Origin of the sequence: Pseudomonas sp. RIT-PI-o (assembly GCF_001297215.1) — a bacterium.
In the GTDB taxonomy this organism is placed as follows: Bacteria; Pseudomonadota; Gammaproteobacteria; order Pseudomonadales; family Pseudomonadaceae; genus Aquipseudomonas; species Aquipseudomonas moraviensis_A.
Genome location: NZ_LHPA01000016.1, coordinates 107,897 through 129,347 on the forward strand (window position 1 = coordinate 107,897; position 21,451 = coordinate 129,347).

Annotated in this window: 21 protein-coding genes; 12 read left to right on the top strand and 9 right to left on the bottom strand. The window is 59.9% G+C overall.

Annotated elements, in window-relative coordinates; all coding sequences use genetic code 11:
* Positions 1-98: 98 nt before the first annotated feature.
* Together AEQ63_RS06490 and AEQ63_RS06495 are read right to left on the bottom strand one after the other, a co-directional pair.
* On the bottom strand, positions 99-458 hold the full coding sequence (locus AEQ63_RS06490; RefSeq protein WP_042609917.1) for an MmcQ/YjbR family DNA-binding protein: 360 nt from the start codon (positions 456-458) through the stop codon (positions 99-101).
* A complete protein-coding gene (locus AEQ63_RS06495) occupies positions 455-1,363 on the bottom strand; it encodes a LysR substrate-binding domain-containing protein (RefSeq protein WP_064362268.1) in 909 nt (302 codons plus the stop codon). Before AEQ63_RS06495 ends, AEQ63_RS06490 begins: the two co-directional genes overlap by 4 nt.
* Positions 1,364-1,489: 126 nt before the next feature.
* Between AEQ63_RS06495 and AEQ63_RS06500 the strand changes: the two genes are divergently transcribed.
* Together AEQ63_RS06500 and AEQ63_RS06505 are read left to right on the top strand one after the other, a co-directional pair.
* Complete coding sequence (locus tag AEQ63_RS06500) at positions 1,490-2,101, top strand: FMN-dependent NADH-azoreductase (protein ID WP_064362269.1); 612 nt, start codon at positions 1,490-1,492, stop codon at positions 2,099-2,101.
* Between the two features lie 168 nt (positions 2,102-2,269).
* Positions 2,270-3,307, top strand: a complete 1,038-nt coding sequence (locus AEQ63_RS06505; RefSeq protein ID WP_064362271.1) for an alpha/beta hydrolase family protein — start codon at positions 2,270-2,272, stop codon at positions 3,305-3,307.
* Between the two features lie 138 nt (positions 3,308-3,445).
* Here AEQ63_RS06505 and AEQ63_RS06510 read toward each other — a convergent pair whose 3' ends face one another.
* The gene (locus tag AEQ63_RS06510; RefSeq protein ID WP_064362273.1) at positions 3,446-4,630 is read right to left on the bottom strand and encodes an MFS transporter; all 1,185 of its coding nucleotides are present in this window, start codon (positions 4,628-4,630) and stop codon (positions 3,446-3,448) included.
* Between the two features lie 305 nt (positions 4,631-4,935).
* Positions 4,936-6,522, bottom strand: coding sequence for an ABC-F family ATPase (locus tag AEQ63_RS06515; RefSeq protein WP_016774693.1), 1,587 nt, complete (start codon positions 6,520-6,522; stop codon positions 4,936-4,938).
* Positions 6,523-6,896: 374 nt separating this feature from the next.
* Between AEQ63_RS06515 and AEQ63_RS06520 the strand changes: the two genes are divergently transcribed.
* From AEQ63_RS06520 to AEQ63_RS06535, 4 genes are all read left to right on the top strand, one after another.
* Positions 6,897-8,123 (top strand): zinc-dependent alcohol dehydrogenase, encoded by a 1,227-nt coding sequence (locus AEQ63_RS06520; protein ID WP_064362466.1) that lies wholly within the window; start codon positions 6,897-6,899, stop codon positions 8,121-8,123.
* A gap of 15 nt (positions 8,124-8,138) precedes the next feature.
* Complete coding sequence (locus tag AEQ63_RS06525; protein WP_082367732.1) at positions 8,139-9,068, top strand: ZIP family metal transporter; 930 nt, start codon at positions 8,139-8,141, stop codon at positions 9,066-9,068.
* A 110-nt stretch (positions 9,069-9,178) separates the two neighbouring features.
* A complete protein-coding gene (locus AEQ63_RS06530) occupies positions 9,179-10,546 on the top strand; it encodes an iron-containing redox enzyme family protein (protein WP_064362275.1) in 1,368 nt (455 codons plus the stop codon).
* A gap of 14 nt (positions 10,547-10,560) precedes the next feature.
* Entirely contained in the window at positions 10,561-11,505 is a 945-nt protein-coding gene (locus AEQ63_RS06535) for a methyltransferase (protein WP_064362277.1), read from the top strand.
* Between the two features lie 32 nt (positions 11,506-11,537).
* Here AEQ63_RS06535 and AEQ63_RS06540 read toward each other — a convergent pair whose 3' ends face one another.
* Positions 11,538-11,972, bottom strand: a complete 435-nt coding sequence (locus AEQ63_RS06540) for a hypothetical protein (RefSeq protein ID WP_064362279.1) — start codon at positions 11,970-11,972, stop codon at positions 11,538-11,540.
* Positions 11,973-12,284: 312 nt separating this feature from the next.
* Here AEQ63_RS06540 and lpxO point away from each other — a divergent pair, with 312 nt between their 5' ends.
* Positions 12,285-13,184 (top strand): lipid A hydroxylase LpxO, encoded by a 900-nt coding sequence (gene lpxO / locus AEQ63_RS06545; protein ID WP_064362281.1) that lies wholly within the window; start codon positions 12,285-12,287, stop codon positions 13,182-13,184.
* Positions 13,185-13,315: 131 nt separating this feature from the next.
* On the opposite strand, the gene ku is transcribed toward lpxO, so the two are convergent.
* The gene (gene ku, locus AEQ63_RS06550; RefSeq protein ID WP_064362283.1) at positions 13,316-14,182 is read right to left on the bottom strand and encodes a non-homologous end joining protein Ku; all 867 of its coding nucleotides are present in this window, start codon (positions 14,180-14,182) and stop codon (positions 13,316-13,318) included.
* A 190-nt stretch (positions 14,183-14,372) separates the two neighbouring features.
* Between ku and AEQ63_RS06555 the strand changes: the two genes are divergently transcribed.
* The 4 genes from AEQ63_RS06555 to nudC all read left to right on the top strand — a co-directional run bounded on the left by AEQ63_RS06555 (position 14,373) and on the right by nudC (position 17,778).
* Positions 14,373-14,693 carry a hypothetical protein gene (locus tag AEQ63_RS06555; protein WP_042609927.1) on the top strand — a complete coding sequence of 107 codons (321 nt, stop codon included), beginning with the start codon at positions 14,373-14,375 and terminating at the stop codon, positions 14,691-14,693.
* A gap of 52 nt (positions 14,694-14,745) precedes the next feature.
* Positions 14,746-15,900 (top strand): PQQ-dependent sugar dehydrogenase, encoded by a 1,155-nt coding sequence (locus AEQ63_RS06560; protein ID WP_042609928.1) that lies wholly within the window; start codon positions 14,746-14,748, stop codon positions 15,898-15,900.
* Between the two features lie 227 nt (positions 15,901-16,127).
* Positions 16,128-16,940, top strand: coding sequence for a crotonase/enoyl-CoA hydratase family protein (locus AEQ63_RS06565; RefSeq protein ID WP_042609929.1), 813 nt, complete (start codon positions 16,128-16,130; stop codon positions 16,938-16,940).
* Positions 16,941-16,947: 7 nt separating this feature from the next.
* Positions 16,948-17,778 carry an NAD(+) diphosphatase gene (gene nudC / locus AEQ63_RS06570; protein ID WP_064362285.1) on the top strand — a complete coding sequence of 277 codons (831 nt, stop codon included), beginning with the start codon at positions 16,948-16,950 and terminating at the stop codon, positions 17,776-17,778.
* On the opposite strand, the gene AEQ63_RS06575 is transcribed toward nudC, so the two are convergent.
* The 3 genes from AEQ63_RS06575 to AEQ63_RS06585 all read right to left on the bottom strand — a co-directional run bounded on the left by AEQ63_RS06575 (position 17,746) and on the right by AEQ63_RS06585 (position 19,889).
* The gene (locus tag AEQ63_RS06575; protein WP_042609931.1) at positions 17,746-18,525 is read right to left on the bottom strand and encodes a TSUP family transporter; all 780 of its coding nucleotides are present in this window, start codon (positions 18,523-18,525) and stop codon (positions 17,746-17,748) included. The genes nudC and AEQ63_RS06575 overlap by 33 nt on opposite strands.
* Before the next feature lie 266 nt (positions 18,526-18,791).
* On the bottom strand, positions 18,792-19,271 hold the full coding sequence (locus AEQ63_RS06580) for a nuclear transport factor 2 family protein (RefSeq protein ID WP_064362286.1): 480 nt from the start codon (positions 19,269-19,271) through the stop codon (positions 18,792-18,794).
* A gap of 54 nt (positions 19,272-19,325) precedes the next feature.
* Entirely contained in the window at positions 19,326-19,889 is a 564-nt protein-coding gene (locus AEQ63_RS06585; protein ID WP_064362288.1) for a TetR/AcrR family transcriptional regulator, read from the bottom strand.
* Positions 19,890-20,069: 180 nt separating this feature from the next.
* Between AEQ63_RS06585 and pssA the strand changes: the two genes are divergently transcribed.
* Entirely contained in the window at positions 20,070-21,413 is a 1,344-nt protein-coding gene (pssA, locus tag AEQ63_RS06590; protein WP_042609933.1) for a CDP-diacylglycerol--serine O-phosphatidyltransferase, read from the top strand.
* Positions 21,414-21,451 lie beyond the last annotated feature (38 nt).

Consider the following 21,451-nt stretch of genomic DNA (forward strand, 5'->3'; position numbering starts at 1 on the left):
AGGAGTGAGCCTGCTCGCGATAGCGTCTTTTCAATCAACAAGGATGTCGACTGATACACCGCTATCGCGAGCAGGCTCACTCCTACATGAGACCGGGATTACAGCAGCAGGCCGATTTGAGTCTTTTTGGGCAACTTGCTCACCACCAGTTGATGCGATCGCTGCAAAAGCCCCTGCAATTCCTCCGCACCCAGCGGGTAGGGCGGATGCATGATGATCCACTGCGCCCGCGCCAGATACGGCGCCGGATGAATCCCCGGGCGGTCGCAATGGCCGAGAAACAGATCCTTGTCGACCTTGAACGCCAGCGAGTCGCCGCGTAATCCCTGTAAAGCGAACATCTTGTTGCCGGCAATCGAAAACACCCGCACGCCGCCCCATTTGTAGTCTTCGCGAGCACCGGGCAGCGCCAGACAAAATCCGGCAACCTCGGCTTCGCTCATTTTTCCCTGTTTCATAGCAACCGCTCCCCGCAGGCATTGAACGACTCGACCAGATGATCGATCCATGCGCGCACCGCTGGCATCACCCCGCGCCGATGCGGATACACCGCTTGCAGCCAGCCGCCAGGCAGTGACCATTGCGGCAGCACCTGCACCAGCGTGCCGTTACGCAATTCGGTCTCGCAGAACATCATCGGCAACACGGTAAAACCCTGACCGGCGAGGACGCAGGCCTTGCGCACTACGAAGTCATCGATACCCAGCCGCGCTTCCATGCTCAGATCGACACTTTTACCCTGCTGATCGAGCAGGCGCACATGAACCATGCGATCGGCTTCCAGCGCGCCGAGCACCGGCAGGTTCTTCAAGTCCTGGGGATGATTGATGGTCTTGCCTTGCATGAAATCCGGGCTGGCTATGACCACCGCCTGGGCCTGACGCAAGCGTCGGGTGACCAGCAACGGATCTTCATCGCCGTGATCGCGCACGCGCAACGCCACATCTATGCCTTCAGTGACCAGATCCACACGGCGGTTGAGCAGCACGACTTCCAACTGCACCTGCGGAAACTTGCCGAGAAAATCGCTGATCACCGTCGGCAGCATTTCATGGGCAAGCCCGGTCGGGCACGACACCCGCAGCCGACCGCGTGGCTCGCTGGACATGCTCGCCACGGCTTCGTCAGCCATTTCCGCTTCCAGCAACATCGCCTGGCAGTGGCGCAAATAGCGTTCGCCAACAGCGGTGAGATTCAATTGTCGCGTAGTCCGCTGCAGCAGACGCGCGCCGAGGCGTTCTTCCAGTTCGGCAATTCTTCTGGAGAGCCGTGACTTGGGAATACCGAGCAGGCGCCCGGCGGCGGCGAATCCGCCAGCCTCGACCACTTTGGCGAAATAGTAGAGATCGTTGAGGTCCTGCATGCGCGTTTCCAGTCGTTCTATCAATGGGACGAACTATCGCATTGTCGGCGACTAATCAGCTATTGGTTTGTTGCGTAGGATTGTCTCCATTCCGTCGCCGCCGGCGATTCTTTCAGGAGAACCCACATGAAACTGTTGCACATCGATTCGAGCATTCTCGGCGACAACTCGGCTTCCCGTCAGTTGAGCCGTCAGGTCGTCGACGCCTGGCAAGCCGCCGAGCCGAGCGCCGTGGTCACCTACCGCGACCTGGCCGCCGACGCGATCAGCCACTTCTCGTCGACCACGCTGGTTGCCGCCGGCACCACCGCCGAACTGCGCGACGCTGTGCAACAGCACGAAGCCGAGCTGAGCGCTTCGACCCTGGCCGAGTTCATCGCTGCCGACGCCGTGGTGATTGCCGCGCCGATGTACAACTTCACCATCCCGACCCAGCTCAAGGCGTGGATCGACCGCGTTGCCGTCGCCGGCCAGACTTTCCGCTACACCGAAGCCGGCCCGGAAGGCCTGTGCGGTGGCAAGAAAGTGGTGATCGTGTCGACCTCCGGCGGCATCCATGCCGGTCAGGCCAGCGGCATCGCTCACGAAGAATATCTGAAGCTGGTACTGGGTTTCCTCGGCATCACCGATATCGAAATCGTCCGCGCTGAAGGCCTGGCCTATGGCGAAGAAGTGCGCAACAACGCCATTAGCGCTGCGCAAGCGAAGATCAGCGAGCAACTGTTCGCCGCCGCGTAAGGCTTGCGTAAAGAACAGCTGATGTTCAGGTAATCCCCAAGAAACTCTGTATTCTGGTTCCGCAAGGGCCGAATACGGAGTTTTTTGTTTCTGGCTGTTACATAATCCGGCCCGGGTTATGCAGTTTCAGCACATCCGACGATGGAGTCCGACAGGGTGGGGGCATTCATGAAGCATCTTTGTGCAATGTTGCTGATTTGCCTGCTCGGCAGCCTGAATTCAGTGCAGGCCGCGCCCGGACGCCATCCTGTCTGGAGTGTCGGTTATCACGAGATGACCTTTCTCGACCCGCTCGATCTGCAACCGATGCGCGCCATCGCTTTTTATCCCTCCAGTGACCGCGAGCACATGAGTTTGCTTGAGGGTTACTCGGTGGAGGCCGGAGAAGACACTAAAGTCGCCATCGGACGCTTTCCGATGTTGATGCTCTCCCACGGCAACACCGGTACGCCGCTGGCCTTGCATGATCTGGCCACCTCGCTGGCGCGCAAAGGCTTCGTGGTGGTGGCGGTGATTCACCCCGGCGACAACTGGCGCGACCATAGCCGTCTTGGCACGTTGAGCAACCTTTATGGCCGTCCGATTCAAATCTCCCAGGCGATCACCGCGACCCTTGGCGACCGCATGCTGGCGCCGTTCGTCAATGCTGATCAGGTCGGCGTCATCGGTTATTCGGCGGGTGGCGAGACCGCGTTGATTCTGTCCGGGGCGCAACCGGATCTCGATCGTCTGCGCCGCTATTGCCAGGAACGTCCGGACGATCACGACGCCTGCAACACCCAGGGCGAGTTGATTGTCGATCGCGATGACTTGCAACCGGTGGCCGATCCACGGGTTCACGCCTTGTTGCTGATGGCGCCGCTGAGCCTGAAATTCGGCCGCCATACTCTCGCCGACGTGCACGTGCCAGTGCTGCTCTACAGCGGCGACGGCGACAAACTGGTGGCCTTCGACAAAAACGCCGCCGCCCTGGCGCGCAAACTGCCCAACGCGCCGGACTTCAAGCTGCTGGCCGGGGCAGGGCACTTCGTGTTCATGGCGCCGTGCACCGAAGAGCAGATCCGCGCCATGCCAGCGTTGTGTACCGATGCTGACGGGGTGGATCGCGAGGATATTCACCGCAACCTGATCTCGGAGGCCGGCCGTTTTTTTGCCAATGCGCTGGCGAAAACAACCCGAGCGGGTATGCAGACGGCGGATCAATAATCTGTGCCTCCACATACCCCATGTAGGAGCTGACGAGTGAAACGAGGCTGCGATCTCTTGACCTTGATCTTCAAAGCAAAATCAGAAGATCGCAGCCTCGTTGCACTCGTCAGCTCCTACAGGGGAATGCGTTGATTTTCAGGTCGTGCGGCGCTTGAGGAGCAGGGTCAGGCCCAACCCGGTCACCGACAACAGCGCCGCGCTGAAGAAAATCCACGAATAGCCCAGATTCAATGCCACCGCGCCCATCAGTGGCCCGGCGATCGCCAGGGCCAGATCGAAAAACACCGCATAAGCTCCGAGTCCCGAACCACGACTGGAACTCGGCACCTGCTTGATCGCTTCAACGCCCAGCGCCGGGTAGACCAATGACAGCCCGAACCCCGCCAGCCCGGCGCCGATCAATGCGTAGGCAGTGGAGGGCGCCAGCCACAACATCACCAGCCCGACGGTTTCCACTGTCATGCAGACGATGGCCGAGGCGAACCCGCCAAACCGGGCGATCGCGGAGATGAATAACAGTCGCGACAAAATGAAACACACGCCGAACACCGTCAGACAGTACGCCGCTCCAGTCCAGCCGCGGTTGAGGTAATAAAGGGTGATGAAGGTGGTCAGCGTGCCGTAGCCGATCGACGCGAGGGTCAGGCTGGTGCCGTACGGCGCAATCTTGCCGAACACGGCCCAGAACGACAGACGCTCACCACGAATCACCGGCACCGAAGGCTTGTTGCGGATCAACCACAACGCACCCGCGGCCAACGCCGACAGCGCGATACCCAGGCTGACAAAGCCATATTCAGCAACCATCACCACGCCCAGCGGCGCGCCAATGGCAATCGCGCCATAGGAAGCGATGCCGTTCCAGCCGATGGATTTGGCTGTGTGCTCGACACCGACCTGGCCCATGCACCAACTGATCGTGCCGACACCGATCAAGCCTTGAGCGATACCCAGCAGCAGGCGCCCGGCGATCAGGATCAACAGGCTGGTCAGCGGAAAACTCTGCAGCAAGGTCGACAGCAACGTCAGCGCGCCACTGAGGACAATCCCCCACAAGCCATAAATGATCGCCCGCTTGGTGCCGAGGGTGTCCGACATGCGCCCGGCCATCGGCCGGCTGAGCAGGGTGGCCAGGTACTGCGAGCCGATCACCAGGCCGGCAATGATCGCGCTGAAACCCAGTTGCTCGTGGACATAACCTGGCAGTACCGCGATCGGCAAGCCGATGCAGAGAAAGGCAATGAAGGTGTAGAAAACGATGGAGACGATCTGCAGGGTGATCGCCAGGGAGCTTTGCGGTGGCAGTGGCTGCGCAGACATGAGCACTCGTTCGCGGGCGGCGGTGGGAGAGTTGCCGACATCATGGCGCGGGGTTGGGATAAAAGAAAGCAGGCTAACGATCAAAACATCGCAGCCTTCGGCAGCTCCTGCAGGGATTGATGGCGCGGCTGATTACCTCATCGCGAGCAGGCTCACTCCTACAGGGGAATGCATTCCAAATGTAGGAGTGAGCCTGCTCGCGATGGAGTCAGCACCGGCGAAAATATTTTGATCACATAAAAAAAGCCCTGTCACATGGACAGGGCTTTTACTTGCAGCTTGCCGCTTGAAACTCGCAGCTGCCGTTAAAACACAACACCCTGGCTACGCAGGTAATCGTCATAGGTGCCGCTGAAGTCGGTCACGCCGTTCGGGCTCAGCTCGATGATGCGGGTGGCCAGGGACGATACGAACTCACGGTCGTGGCTGACGAAAATCAGCGTGCCCGGGTAGTTTTCCAGCGCCAGGTTCAGCGCTTCGATCGATTCCATGTCCAGGTGGTTGGTCGGTTCGTCCATGATCAGCACGTTCGGCTTTTGCAGGATCAGCTTGCCGAACAGCATGCGACCCTGCTCACCACCGGAGATGACCTTGACCGATTTGAGAATCTCGTCGTTGGAGAACAGCATGCGGCCCAAAGTACCGCGAATCATCTGCTCGCCCTGAGTCCACTGCCCCATCCAGTCAAACAGCGTGACGTCGTCTTCGAAGTCGTGAGCGTGATCCTGAGCGTAGTAACCCAGCTCAGCGGCGTCGGTCCATTTCACGCTACCGGCATCCGGGGTCAGTTCGTTGACCAGGGTGCGCAGCAGGGTGGTCTTGCCGATACCGTTCGGGCCGATGATCGCAACGCGCTCGCCGGCTTCAACCTGGAAGCTGAAGTCCTTGAACAGTGGCTTGCCATCGAAACCCTTGGCCATTTTCTCGACCATGACCGCCTGACGGTGCAGCTTCTTGTTCTGTTCGAAACGAATGAACGGGCTGACACGGCTGGAAGGCTTGACCTCGGCCAGCTGGATCTTGTCGATCGCCTTGGCGCGGGAGGTGGCCTGCTTGGCTTTCGAGGCGTTGGCCGAAAAGCGGCTGACGAACGATTGCAGCTCGGAAATCTGCGCTTTCTTCTTGGCGTTGTCCGACAGCAACTGCTCGCGGGACTGGGTCGCCACGGTCATGTACTCGTCGTAGTTGCCCGGGAACAGGCGCAGCTCGCCGTAATCCAGGTCAGCCATGTGCGTGCACACGCTGTTCAGGAAGTGACGGTCGTGGGAGATGATGATCATCAGGCTGTTGCGCTGGGTCAGGATGTTTTCCAGCCAGCGAATGGTGTTGATGTCCAGGTGGTTGGTCGGTTCGTCGAGCAACAGCACTTCCGGATCGGAGAACAGCGCCTGCGCCAGCAATACGCGCAGTTTCCAGCCTGGGGAGACTTCGCTCATCGGGCCGAAATGCTGTTCCAGCGGAATACCCAGACCCAGCAACAGTTCGCCGGCGCGGGATTCGGCGGTGTAGCCGTCCATCTCGGCGAACTCGGTTTCCAGCTCGGCAACGGCCATGCCGTCTTCTTCGGACATTTCTGCCAGCGAGTAGATGCGATCGCGCTCGGCCTTGACCTTCCACAGCTCTTCGTGACCCATGATCACGGTGTCGATCACGGTGAATTCTTCGTAGGCGAACTGATCCTGGCGCAGCTTACCCAGACGCACGTTCGGCTCGAGCATGACCTGGCCACCGGACGGATCGAGATCGCCGCCGAGGATTTTCATGAAGGTCGACTTGCCGCAACCGTTGGCACCGATCAGGCCGTAGCGGTTGCCTGCGCCGAATTTGACCGAAACGTTTTCGAACAGCGGCTTGGCGCCAAACTGCATCGTGATGTTAGCTGTGGAGATCAATTACCTTACCTATCAATGGGTTAGAGCTGGTCTGTGGTGCCTGGTACAAACTTGAGTACCAATCTGGAGCTTTTCCAGCTCCCCCCAGTCTGTGCTTGAGTTGAGCCAACGCGCATAAGCCGTCCGCAACTGGGGCCTTTGAAGGCAAGCTGCTGAGCGACGAGTACGGGGTTCTTGTTGGACATTGGCGCGCATTGTCGCATAACTCAGACGGCAGTTATATGGCAGGCAAATCGGCATCTGTGTCGGCTCGTCAGGCGGACGCGGAATATCCGCTGATCAAAATCTCGAAAACCCGAATGAACTCACTCGACCATTTTCACTTCGGAAAGTGGAGCAGCAGCTATTTCGTTCAATCGAGTGAGGACCAAGCCATGCGAGCAATGACCTATCACGGCGCTCATGATGTGCGCGTCGAAACCGTACCGGACCCGAAACTTGAAGCCGCGGACGACATCATCCTGCGCGTCACCGCGACCGCCATCTGCGGGTCGGACCTGCACCTGTACCGAGGCAAGATACCCACCGTCGAACATGGCGATATCTTCGGCCATGAGTTCATGGGCATCGTCGAAGAAACCGGCTCCGCGGTCACAGCAGTGCAGCGCGGCGACCGTGTAGTGATTCCTTTCGTGATCGCCTGTGGCGATTGTTTTTTCTGCCAGCAAGAGCTCTATGCCGCTTGCGAGACGACCAATGAAGGCCCCGGCGCGGCGCTGAACAAGAAAATGATTCCGCCACCGGCCGCGCTGTTCGGCTACAGCCGTCTGTATGGCGGGATCCCCGGCGGCCAGGCGGAACTGGTGCGCGTACCGAAAGCCAACACCGGCCCGTTCAAGGTGCCGGGCACGCTGTCGGACGAAAAAGTGCTGTTTCTTTCCGACATCCTGCCGACCGCCTGGCAAGCGGTGATCAACGCCGGCGTCGTCCAGGGTTCGAGCCTGGCGATCTACGGTGCCGGGCCGGTCGGTTTGCTGACCGCAGCCTGCGCCAGAATGCTCGGTGCGGAACAGATCTTCATGGTCGATCACCACCAGTACCGCCTCGATTATGCCCAGCGCACCTACGGCGTGATTCCGATCAACTTCGATGAGGACGACGACCCGGCCGACACCATCATCAGCCAGACTGCGGGGCATCGCGGTGTCGATGCGGTGGTCGATGCCGTCGGCCTTGAGGCCAAAGGCAGCACCACCGAAACCGTGATGGCTACACTCAAGCTCGAAGGCAGCAGCGGCAAGGCCTTGCGCCAGTGCATTGCAGCCGTGCGGCGTGGCGGTGTGGTCAGCGTTCCGGGGGTATATGCCGGGTTCATCCATGGCTTCATGTTCGGCGACGCCTTCGACAAGGGCCTAACCTTCAAAATGGGCCAGACTCACGTACAGCGCTTTCTGCCGGAGCTGCTCGGCTACATCGAAACCGGCAAGTTGCAGCCCGAAGCGATCATCACCCACAGGCTGTCGCTGGAACAGGCGGCCGAGGGTTACAAGATCTTCAATAAAAAGCAGGAAGAATGCCGCAAGGTGATTCTGACCCCGGGTGGCAGCGATGTTCCTTTGGCGCAGTTGGATGAGACCACGCCGTTCGTACCGGCCACTTGAACCTGAGGAGTATTCATGGCGCTACCGTCATCTTCATTCGCAGGTCCGGTGCGAGCATGGTTCGTGAACCTGTCGCGCACGGGCTGGGGAGGGCGCATTTTCTGGCTGACCCTGGTCGGGGTAACCGTGCTGCTGCTGATCAGCGGCTACACCGGTCTGGTCAGCACAGGCCGCGACACCTTGCGCCTCGCGAGCCTTGGCGGGCTGTCGGGTTTCGCCGCTACGGCAGTCGGTGCATTGCTGGCGCTGGCGTTGCGCGCGATTACTTCGCGAACCCAAGACACCATGCTCGGTTTCGCGGCGGGGATGATGTTGGCTGCCAGTTCCTTTTCACTGATCCTGCCGGGCATCGCGGCCGCGAAGGAGGCGGTAAGCAGCCCCATGCTCGCCGCCGCCGTCGTGGTTGCCGGCATGGCGTTGGGCGTTGCATTGATGGTCGGCCTCGACCGCTTCGTCCCCCACGAACATGAAAAGAGCGGGCGGCGCGGCCCTGAGGCGAAGCGCTTCAATCGGGTCTGGTTGTTTGTTCTGGCGATCACCCTGCACAACTTGCCCGAAGGCATGGCGATCGGCGTTAGTTTTGCCACCGGCGACATGAAAATCGGCCTGCCGCTGACCACTGCCATCGCCATTCAGGATGTTCCCGAAGGCCTGGCGGTGGCATTGGCGCTGCGGGTCACCGGGATTTCGGCCGGACGCGCGGCGTTGATTGCCGCCGCTTCCGGATTGATGGAACCGTTGGGCGCGATTATCGGTTTGGGCATCACCAACAGTTTCGCCTTGGGCTTCCCGGTGGCGATGGGCCTGGCGGCGGGCGCGATGATCTTCGTGGTTTCCCATGAAGTGATCCCGGAAACTCACCGCAACGGCCATGAAACCCCTGCAACGCTCGGGCTGATGCTCGGCTTTGGCGTGATGATGTTTCTCGACACCGCTTTGGGGTAGAGAAGCCGCGCAAACCGCTGAGCGAATCGTCGCGCACAAAAAAGGAATTTTTTTCAGCACCAATCACTCTTTCGTTTATAGGCAATGCCAATAACGCAGGGGAATGAGTCATGTCGCTGATCGAAATCCCGACCAGGAAGTCTTCGGGTAAAACATCCAGGCCGGCGGATACCGAGCGCCGGCTCTACGACCGATTGTTGGCACAAGACTCCACGGCCGATCGCGCGGCGCTGGACTTTCTGCGTCGACAATTGAGCACGGCGGCTGCACTGCCTGACGACTTGCCGAGCAACGCTGAAGAGTTGCTGCAATGGTCGGAAACCCGTTGCGCCAAAGTGGCTGGCGAATACGCGGATTACCTCGAACAGCGTCAGCAGGGCGCGCCACGCCGCTATTTCCGCAACAAATCCCACGCGTTGTATTTCATTCTGCATGTAGCACCGACCAAAGAGGTCGATGGCGCGTGGCTGGCCGGGCTGCTGCCGCAGTGGCAGGATCCGCGTTTCGACGATTTGCTCGACACCTATCTGGAAGAACTGGGCGAGGGCGTGCCCCGGCAGAACCATGTGGTGATCTATCGCAAACTGCTCGCCGAACATGATTGCTCGGATCTGAGCGGCCTTGCCGATGAGTATTTCTTGCAGGGCGCGGTGCAACTGGCGCTGGGGCGCTTCGGCGCGCAGTTCCTGCCGGAAGTCATCGGCTTCAACCTCGGCTACGAACAACTGCCGCTGCACTTGTTGATCACTGCGTATGAGCTGGCGGAGCTGGGCATCGACCCGCATTATTTCCGCCTGCATGTGACCATCGACAACGCCAGCACCGGCCATGCGCGCAAGGCTGTGCAATCGATGCTCGAGCTGATGCCGCTGGGCGAAGAGCGCGACGAGTTCTACCGGCGCATGGCGATCGGTTATCGCCTCAACGATGTCGGCAAGGGCACCACCGCAGTTATCAAGGAATTTGATTTGCAGCATGAAGTCATTGCCATGCTCGAGCGCAAGGCGGTGTTCGGTCGGCACATGCACTCTGATTACTGCCGGATCGAAAACCGCACCATCAACCAGTGGCTGGCGACGCCGGGGCAAATGGGCGAATTCCTCGCGGCGCTGGAGCGCAAGAGCTGGATCAAACGTGGCGAGGCGGTGGAAGAAAGTCGCTTCTGGCGTTTGATCGACGGCAGCGATGCGGCGATGTTCGGTGTGTTCAACGGCTATGAAAAACAACTGATGCGCGACTGGATCACTGAGGATTGCCCGGCGTCCCGGCCTCGGCCTTACGTGCGCCGCGAAGCCGCCGTCGAAGAAACCTTTGACGACGATGCCGATCTGCTCAACCTCGAAGCCGCGCTGGCCGACAAGCCTTCCACCGAGCAAATGGAGATTTTGCTGCCGTGGCTGCAACCCCAGCGGCATTGGCGTCCAGCCGGACTTTTCGCGACGCGTCGCTTCATGCAACTGCGCGCCCGCTTGCGTTGAAACAAGGAGCTTTCATGTCGGCACAAGAAACATCGGACAGAGCGCTGTTCGAGCTGGGCAAACGCCTGCTCGACAGCGGTTATCACTTCATCACCCCAACGCCGTTGACCCACGAACGTTTTCTGCAGCGTTTCGCCACACCGCTGGCGAAGGATCTGCGCGACGTGTTCGGCTGGTCCATGCCGTTTCCTGCCGAGCTATTCAAGGCAGACGAACTGGCAAGCCTGGAGCAGTCAGGCGTTGTCGCACGCGATGGCGCCGTATGGCGCAGCCAGGTGCGCTGGTCGACGCTCAATGACCGGTTATTTGCCCACTCGGCGTTTCCGACGACGGCAAGCGATGCAGTGTTCTTCGGCCCGGACACGTATCGCTTCGCCCAGGCCATCGAAGCGCAATTGCAGCAACGGTTTTCGCCGATCAGGCGCGCGGTGGATATCGGCTGCGGCAGTGGCGCCGGGGCGGTGCTCATCGCCAAGGCGCGGCCGGATGCCCAGGTAGTGGCGGTAGACATCAACCCGCAGGCGCTGCGCCTGAGTGCGGTCAACGCCGAGCTCGCCGGAGCCAGCAACGTGTCGGTGTATCACAGCGATCTGCTCGCCAGCGTCGAAGGCCAGTTCGACTTGATCATCGCCAATCCGCCGTACATGAACGACCAGCAACAGCGCGCCTATCGTCACGGCGGCGGGGCGCTGGGGGAGGGTTTGTCGGTGCGCATCGTGCGCGAGGCGTTGCCGCGTCTGGAAGTCGGCGGCACGTTGCTGGTCTATACCGGCGTGGCGATTGTTGCCGGTAAGGATCCGTTCCGCGAGGCGGTTGCGCCGCTGCTCAAGGGCGAGCGTTTCGGCTGGACTTATCGCGAGCTCGATCCGGATGTGTTCAGCGAGGAATTGCTCAAGCCTGAATATGAGCGCGCCGAGCGCATCGCCGTGGTCGCGCTGACGGTAACCCGCGAGCAGTGACCGACAGAGGGGCCACTGCTCGCGCGGTGGCCTTATCGATTTCTGATGCGTGAGAGTGTCAGCAGGCAAACCCCTACCAGCATCGCAGCCCCGGCTACCAGCAGCGGAGAAGGGCGAATTGGCTGCCGCGAAATTCGCTCGACACGCCCGGCGAGGGATGCGCGCACCGGCGCAGCAGCTTCTGCCAGATAGGGCGTTTCTTCGATTTCCAGGCGTAAGCCGTCCGGCATTACCAACGTCAGCCCCTCGATCGTGCCGGCAATCCTGTCCGGATACACCGGCTCACCGGTCGGGTCGAGCTGGTCGTAGAAGAACGTCTGTCCTTCAAGCCAGCCGACGGCGGTCTGCAATTCAGGTCCCAGGTAATACTTTCCATCGAGAAAAAAGCCAGAGAATTGCGGCGCGCGCTCGACGCTCTCAATGCGATAGCGCTGACCTGGTTTCATACCGGTTTCTGGGGCGATCATGGGGGTTCCTCCATTATTGGTAAGCGATAGAGGAGCGCGCGCGAAGCGTGGTTCCATCGAAATGAGCAACGGCCGTTTCGCCCGCTTTTGCAGTCGCGCCGGCATTACCCAAAAGTAGGGCAAGACAGTTTTTCACAGTTGAGGGTTCACTATCGGTTACAAAGTGTGGCTAAAATGCCACCCTTTCACCGAGCGCCCGGAAACGGCGCGGGCCAAGGACGCGCCCTGTGCATCAAGACCGCTGCATAAGACGCTGGGCCCCAAGGCCGCCACGCGCGCAGTTTGTTCACTTTTGACGTGTGACCCTTTTCCGTGAAACTCATCATTGCCGCTGTTTATGTCATCTCCATTGCTTACGTTCACCTGCGTGGACGCGTGCGCCACAAGCTGGGCCGGCAATTGAGTGACCACTCGACGTTTCTCGCGCCGATCAACTGCTTCCTGTACCTCTTTTCGAGAATGCCGAACAAGCCGTATCTGAACCCGGCGGATTTTCCCGATCTGAGCCCGTTGCAGGCCCATTGGCAAGAGATTCGCGAGGAAGGCCAGAACCTGCTGCGTGCCGGCGAGATCAAGCGCTCGAACCAGTATGACGATGTCGGCTTCAACTCCTTCTTCAAGACTGGCTGGAAGCGCTTTTATCTGAAGTGGTATGGCGACAGTCACCCGTCGGCAATGAAGCTGTGCCCGCGCACCACCGAACTGGTGCAAAGCATCGGCTCGATCAAGGCGGCCATGTTTGCCGAGCTGCCGCCGGGCTCGAAGCTGGTGCGCCATCGCGATCCGTATGCGGGTTCCTATCGCTATCACCTGGGGCTGGATACGCCGAACGATCCTGGCTGCTACATCAACGTCGACGGTGAGAACTATCACTGGCGCGATGGTGAAGCGGTGATGTTCGACGAAACGTTTATCCATTACGCAGAAAACACCACGGATCAGAACCGTATCATTCTGTTCTGTGATATCGAGCGGCCGTTGAAATACCGCTGGGCCGCTGCGTTCAATCGCTGGTTCAGCCGCACGGTGATGTCGGCGGCGGGCGCGCCGAATGATGCGGGGGACAAGACCGGTGGCATCAACCGCTTGTTTACCAAAATCTACAAGATCCGCTTGCGCGGCAAAGAGCTGAAGAAGCGCAATCGCACGCGGTATTACCTGGAGAAGTGGGCGATTTTTGCCGCGTTGCTGGCAATCTTTATTCTGATCTGACTTTTGTAGTTGGGCTGATTGGCGCTATCGCGAGCAGGCTCACTCCTACAGGGCAACGCATTCCAAACTGTAGGAGTGAGCCTGCTCGCGATTGGCCCTGACATTCAAATCGCTTCTTCCTGATTCACCCATTATTCCCCAGACGCCTTCCGAGTCTTCTTCGCCGGCGCCGCCTTGCTGGTTGATTTGGCCTTCGGCTTGGCCGGGGCCTTGCCACCAAGACTGCGTTTGAGCAGCTCGGTCAGGTCGATAACATCGGCCGTCTTGCGCTCCTCTTCGCCAGTGGCGGTCTCGACATCCTCGATCTTGCCTTCGTGGGCTTTCTTCTCGACCAGCGCCATGATCTTGTCTTCGAACTCGTCCTTGTAATCCTCCGGCGTCCACTCCGCGGTCATGTCTTCAACCAGACGTTTGGCCATGTCCAGCTCACCCTTGGCCAGTTGCGGTTTGGTCACTTCACTGCCCAGGGCCAGCTCATCGAGGCCGCGTACTTCCTGCGGCCAGCGCAGCTTGACCAGAACCAGCGCCGACTCCAGCGGCATCAGCGCCGCCAGGTATTGGCGGGTGTGCAGGACGACGCGGGCGAGGGCGACCTTGTTGGTTTTGCTCAGGGTTTCGCGCAGCAACGCGTACACCTTGCCGCCGCGTTTGTCCGGCGCCAGGTAGTAGGGCGTGTCGATGTTCTGCAGCGGAATCTGCTCGGCGTCGACGAACGAGAAGATGTCGATGGTCTGCGTCGAAACGGGGTGCGCGGAACGGATCTCTTCCTCGCTGAGCACCACGTACCGGCCCTTTTCGTAAGCCACGCCTTTGACGATGTTTTCCTTGGTGACTTCCTTGCCGGTGACCTTGTTGATGCGTTTATAGCCCACCGGGTCCATGCTGCGGCTGTCGAGCCAGTCGAAGTCCACGCCTTGGGACGACGTCGCTGAAACCAGCGCCACGGGGATGTGTACCAGTCCAAAACTGATTGCGCCTTTCCAGATTGCCCGAGCCATGACCTGTCCTCCGAGTGATGATCAGGTGACCCGTGGCGCGGCGAGAAAGTTTCCAGTGATTGCGCGGGCTGCCAGGGTTACGGTCAAGCCGTGTTACATGTTGTTTAAGGCGCAAGGGTTAACAAATCCGAACCCACGGCGTAGCGTGGGCTCCAAGGCTCTAGTCCACGCACATCGAGAGGCATTTCTCATGAACCGGTTTCTGATTGGCATCGCCGTCCTGGCCCTCAGTGGCGGTCTGGTTCATGCCGACGTCGTGCTGGCGCAAAGCCCCACCGGCAATAGCAACAATCCCTACAACAGCCCGATCCGCCGGGCCAATCCCAACAGCATGCAGGGCACCCAGCCCAGCGCTCCACCCCTTCGCGGGCCGAACACCGTTCCGGTACCGCGTCAGCCGACCGTGGAAAATCGCGGCATCGGCAACGGCCAGCCGATTCGCTCGGTACCGAGCAATCCGCCGACCTTCATTCCCAACCCGCCCTCACGGGGCACCGGCAGCAACCGTTGACCGGCAGGACTGAGGTTCTGTCAGCCCTTCACACGAACATAAGGAATCGTGCATGTTGCGTAAAACCCTTCTAGCCACCTGCTGCGCCGCCGCGCTGATCAGTGCCCCGGCGTTCGCCGCCGCGCCCAAAGAGCTGAAAAGCGAACAGGGCATCCTTGAAGTCAGCACCATTGCCCAGGGCCTGGAACATCCGTGGGCGCTGGCGTTCCTGCCCGATCAGAAAGGCATGCTGGTCACCGAACGGCCGGGCCGTCTGCGCGTCGTGAGCAAGGACGGCAAATTGTCGGAGCCGATCAGCGGCGTGCCACAAGTCTGGGCCAAAGGGCAGGGCGGTCTGCTCGATGTGGTGCTGTCGCCGGACTTCAAGCAGGACCGCATGGTCTACCTGTCCTACGCAGAGGGCGGTGGCGAGGGCGGCAAGGCCGGCACCGCGGTAGGGCGCGGACGACTTTCCGATGACCTGAAGACCTTGAAAGACTTCAACGTGATCTTTCGTCAGGAACCGAAATTGTCGGTGAGCAACCATTTCGGTTCGCGCCTGGTGTTCGATCGCGACGGGTATCTGTTTATCACCCTGGGTGAAAACAATGATCGCCCGACCGCGCAGGATCTCGACAAGCTGCAGGGCAAGGTCGTACGCATCTTCCCCGACGGCAAGGTGCCGGACGATAACCCGTTCGTTGGCCAATCCGGGGTTCGGCCGGAAATCTGGTCGTACGGGCTGCGCAACCCTCAGGGCGCGGCGCTCAATCCGTGGACCGGTACGTTGTGGGAGAACGAGCACGGGCCCCGTGGCGGCGATGAAGTGAACATCATCGAGCGCGGTAAAAACTACGGCTGGCCGTTGGCGACCCACGGTATCAATTACTCGATGCAGCCGATTCCTGAGGCGAAGGGTAAAACTGCCGAAGGAACAGTCGCGCCGCATCACGTCTGGGAGAAGTCGCCCGGTGTTACGGGCATGGCGTTTTACGATGCCGATCGCTTCAAGCCTTGGCAGCACAACGCGTTTATTGGCGCATTGGTGTCTCAGGAACTGATTCGCCTGCAGTTCGATGGCGACAAGGTCGTGCATGAGGAGCGTCTGCTGGGTGAGTTGAATCAGCGCATCCGTGATGTGCGCCAGGGACCGGATGGCTATTTGTATGTGCTGACAGATGACGAGAATGGCTCGTTGTACAGGCTGGGGTTGAAACCCTCGATCTGAGGCGTACCTGTGTAGGAGCTGCCGAAGGCTGCGATCTTTTGATCTTGATCGTTCCCACGCTCTGCGTGGGAATGCAGCCCGGGACGCTCTGCGTCCCAAAAGATCGCAGCCTTCGGCAGCTCCTACAGAATCAGTGCGCCAGGCAGTCCCGCATTTGGCCGAACCGCCACCCCATTGCCTTGTTATAGTTCGGGCCTTATTTTCCAGCCCGGTAAAGGATCACTGCCATGACTCAATACTCCGCCTTCAGCGTCGAACTGGCCGATAACATCGCCCATGTGCAGATCAATCGTCCGGAAAAGATCAACGCGATGAACGCGGCGTTCTGGAGCGAGATCGTCGAGATCTTCCATTGGATCGACGACACCGACGAAGTGCGTGTGGTGGTGCTGAGTGGCAACGGCAAACATTTTTCTTCCGGCATCGACCTGATGATGCTGGCTGGCGTGGCCAATGAACTGGGCAAGGACGTGGGCCGCAATGCACGCCTGCTGCGGCGCAAGATCCTCAACCTGCAGGCTTCGTTCAACGCCGTCGACAATTGCCGCAAACCGGTGCTGGCCGCCATTCAGGGCTACTGCCTGGGTGGGGCGATCGATCTGATTGCCGCTTGCGATATGCGTTACGCGGCTGAGGACGCGCAGTTCTCGATCAAGGAAATCGATATCGGCATGGCCGCTGACGTCGGCACGTTGCAACGGTTGCCGCGAATCATCGGAGACGGCATGCTGCGCGAACTGGCTTACACCGGTCGCACCTTTGGCGCCGAGGAAGCGCGCAGCATGGGCCTGGTCAATCGCGTCTACAGCGACAAGGACACGTTGCTCGAAGGCGTGTTCGAGATTGCCCGCGACATCGCTGCCAAGTCGCCGATTGCCGTGACCGGCACCAAGGAAATGATCAGCTACATGCGCGACCATCGCATTGACGACGGTCTCGAATACGTTGCCACCTGGAACGCCGCCATGTTGCAATCCACCGATCTGCGCGTGGCCATGGCCGCCCACATGAGCAAACAGAAACCCGAATTTCTGGATTGAGTTAACCATGATCTCTCGCTGGACCACTGCAGTACTCGACACCGATCAACCCGGCGGCTGGGCCGTGGCGCGCAGCCCGGAAGGCTTTCTGTTCGATGACAACGGCGCGCTGTTCCCGCGCGAATGGCTCAAGCGCCAGGACCTTGCGGTCCTTGCCGAGCACGGCATTGGTCATCTCGACGGCGAACCGGTGTATCTGCTGGAGTTGCGCAGTGTCAGCGATGTACCGGGTTGCGGCTGGAAAGGCCTGCGAGCGTTCATGCTCGAGGGCGATCACACGCTGTACAAAGTCCTCGGTTATGCCGCGCAGATCGGCACTTGGGCGCGCGAGCATCGCTTCTGCGGCAACTGCGGCCAGCCGATGACGCAGGTGCCGCGCGAGCGGGCGATGTATTGCCAGCCGTGCGATCTGCGCAGCTATCCGCGCATTTCACCGAGCATGATCGTGCTGATCACCCGTGGCGACGAAATCCTCTTGGCGCGCTCGCCGCGCTTCGTCACGGGGGTTTACAGCACCTTGGCCGGTTTCGCCGAGCCGGGGGAGTCGGCTGAGGATTGTCTGATTCGTGAAGTGCGCGAAGAAGTGCAGATCGAAGTGAAGAACATCCAGTACATCGGCAGCCAGTGCTGGCCGTTCCCGCATTCGATGATGCTCGGCTTCCATGCCGAATACGCCGGTGGCGAGATTGTCTGTCAGGAAGACGAGATCGAAGACGCCCAGTGGTTCAACGTCCATGAACTGCCGCCGTTGCCGGCGTCACGTTCGATAGCCCGTTACTTGATCGATGTCTACGTGGCGCGGCGCTTAGGCCACGCTGAACCAGTGCTGCCAGGCTAGGCGCACGGTCAGGCCAAGCACCACGGTGATGAATACCGGACGAATGAATTTGGCGCCGCCGCTGATTGCCGTGCGTGCGCCAAAAAAGGCCCCGACCATCACCGACAGGCCCATGCACAAGCCGATGATCCAGTCGACCTGACCGGAGAAAATGAACACCGACAGCGCCGCGATGTTGCTGACAAAGTTCATGCTCCGCGCTACGCCGCTGGCCTTGACCAGATCGATCGGGTACAGCAGCAGACTGCTCACTGTCCAGAACGCGCCCGTGCCGGGACCCGCCACGCCATCATAGAAGCCGAGGCTGAAGCCTTGGGTCGACTGCCATTTCTTTTTGATCGGTGCGTCGCTGTCCAGCGGCGCTTTCGGCGTGCCGCCAAACAACAGATACACGCCACAAGCGAATACGATCACCGGCAGCATCTTGTTCAGCCATTCGGCCGGCAGGTAATGCGCAACCACCGCACCCGTGAGCGCGCCGACCAGAGTGCCGACTATCGCGTGGGTCCACTGTCGCGGATGAAACAGTTTGCGTCTGTAGAAGGTGAAGCTGGCGGTTGCCGAGCCGAAGGTCGAACTCAGCTTGTTGGTGCCCAGCACCAGATGCGGCGGCAGGCCCGCCGTCAGCAGCGCCGGCGTGGTCAACAGACCGCCACCACCCGCGATGGCATCGATGAAACCGGCAAGGAAGGCAACGGCAGCCAGAATGGCCAAAGTGGTGAGGTCAACGCTGAGTTCGAAAGGCATGGAGTCGGCTTATTCGGCAAGGCGCAGAACGTGAGCTGCGGGGAGGGCAGTCATGTTACCTGTATCCAACTGTTGCGGCGAGCCGCAGGGCCTATTCGCGAGCAGGCTCGCTCCAACAGATGCGGTGCCGTACTCAAAATCAATATTCACCGCAAAACCATTGTAGGAGTGAGCCTGCTCGCGATGGCGGTTTGTCAGACGTGAAGACGTCACAGACATACCGCTATCGCGAGCAGGCTCACTCCTACATTGAATCGGGGTAGGCTTTAGAGGCCGAGTTCACTCAGGCCCGGATGGTCATCCGGCCGGGGGCCCAGCGGCCAGTGGAATTTGCGTTCGCTTTCCTTGATCGGCATGTCATTGATGCAGGCGTAGCGCTGGAACATCAGGCCGTTGTCATCGAACTCCCAGTTTTCGTTGCCGTACGAACGGAACCAGTTGCCGGAATCGTCGTGCCATTCATAGGCATAACGTACGGCGATACGGGTATCGGAGTAGGCCCAGAGTTCTTTGATCAAACGATAATCCAGCTCCTTCGCCCACTTGCGGGTGAGGAATGCCTTGGCCTCTTCGCGGTTGTTGGCGAACTCGGCGCGATTGCGCCATTTGGTATCGAGGGTATAGGCGAGCGAAACCTTTTCCGGATCGCGGGTGTTCCAGCCATCTTCGGCAAGGCGCACTTTTTCGATGGCTGAAGCGTGGTTGAACGGGGGCAATGGCGGACGTACCTGGGCTGCAGTCGACATGTTCAATCTCCTGATTCATTTAATGTATGAACAACAAGTCCGGCTTGTTAAGCGTTACAGGCCCAATAACTTTCGCGCCATGCATTGCGCATTATCGGCGGCACTGTGATCACCCATCACAAGCGCTACGGTAATGGCGCCTTCAATCAGAACCAGCAACTGTCTGGCCTGCAGTTGCGGATCCTCGGCGCCATATTCGGTACACAGCTCGCACACGTAGTCGAGCAGCTTCTGTTTGTGTTCTTTCGCCACCAGCCGCACCGGATCCTGGGGATCGCCGGTTTCGCCGCTGGTGTTGATAAAGGCACAGCCGCGAAAGCCATCCGAGTCGAACCAGCCCTTGAGCACGGTAAACAGGTTGATCAGGCGCTCGGCCGGGGTTGCAGCTTGGTCGACAGCGTTTCTGAACCAGCTCATCCAGCGTATGTCGCGTCGCTGAAGGGCCGCGACCACCAGCGCGTCCTTGTCGGCAAAGTAACGGTAGATGCTTTTTCTGGAGACGCCGGCGGTTTTCACCAGGAGATCCATGCTGGTGGCAGCGATGCCACTTTTGTAGATCAACTTTTCGGTGACATCCAGAATGATGTCGCGTGTGTCGCTGCTGATTGATTCGTTCATGTGGCGAACAGTAGAACGGATGTTCTCCTTGGTCAAGGGGATATGTATTGCGTCTGTGAAATCGCTTTCGCGAGCAGGCTCGCTCCCACAGGGGAATGCATTTCAACCGACACTGACAAGACCCGGCGCAGACGATGGTGTAAGCTCTCAAACTCTTCGGAATCGAACCTTGCGAGCCTTATGCCGTTGCTTTTCAAACGTTCTCTGCTGCCCAAACTGCGCAGCTTCGCGCTGACCGCCGAGGCGGTGAGCATTCTGTCCAGTGCTGCCGAATTCCGACGCTGCCTGCTCGAGCAAATCGCCGCAGCGACCCAGCGCATCTACATCGTCGCGCTGTATTTGCAGCAGGACGAAGCCGGCCAGGAAATCCTCGATGCCCTGCACGCTGCCAAACTCAAGCGTCCCGAGCTGGAAATTGCCGTCGTGGTTGACTGGTTGCGCGCCCAGCGCGGTCTGATCGGCGCGGGCAAGCAGCCTGGCAACGCTGCCTGGTATCAGGACATGACCCGCACGCATCAGAGCGAAGTGCCGATCTACGGCGTGCCGGTGCAGACCCGCGAGCTGTTCGGCGTGCTGCACCTCAAAGGCTTCGTCATCGATGACAACGTGGTCTACAGCGGCGCCAGCCTGAACAATGTCTACCTGCACAAACTCGACAAATACCGCTTCGACCGTTACCACGTGCTGCACAGTCGCGAGCTCGCGGATTCGATGCATCATCTGGTCAAGCATGGCCTGATCGAATCGAAAGCCGTGCATCGCCTCGACCTGCCGAACCTGCCGAGCACGCGCAGCCTGCGCAACGACATCGGCGACCTGCGCAGTCGCCTCAAGTACGCGACCTACGATACCGGCGCCGGCAGCACCAGCAGAGAAGGGCTGTCGGTCACGCCACTGCTCGGCGTCGGCAAGAACAATCCGCTGAACCGGGCGATCCTCGAACTGATCGCCAGCGCACAAAAGCAGCTGACCATCTGCACGCCGTACTTCAACCTGCCGCTGGGTGTGATCCGCGAGATCAACCGTGCGCTGGCCCGCGGCGTGAAGATCGATATCGTGGTCGGCGACAAGACCGCCAATGACTTCTACATTCCGCCGAGCGAGCCGTTCAAGGTGATCGCCGCGCTGCCGTATCTGTACGAGATCAGCCTGCGCCGCTTCGCCAAACGCCACCAGCACAGCATCGACAGCGGCCAGCTGAACCTGCATTTGTGGCGCGATGGCGACAACACTTATCACCTCAAGGGCATGTGGATCGATCAGCGCTACACCTTGCTGACCGGCAACAACCTCAATCCGCGGGCGTTCCGCCTGGATCTGGAAAACGCGCTGCTGATCGATGATCCGCAAGGCGAATGGCTGGAGCCCCGGGCGAAAGAGCTGGAGAACATCTTCCGCCATACCACGCGGATCGACAGCTTCCAGACCCTGGAGACACTGCCGGATTACCCGGCAGGGGTGGCGAAGTTTCTCAAGCGGGTGAGTCGGGTGAGGATTGAGCGGTTGCTCTATCGGATTCTCTAGGGTTTGGTATTTGTAGTGTGGCGAAAACCGCTATCGCG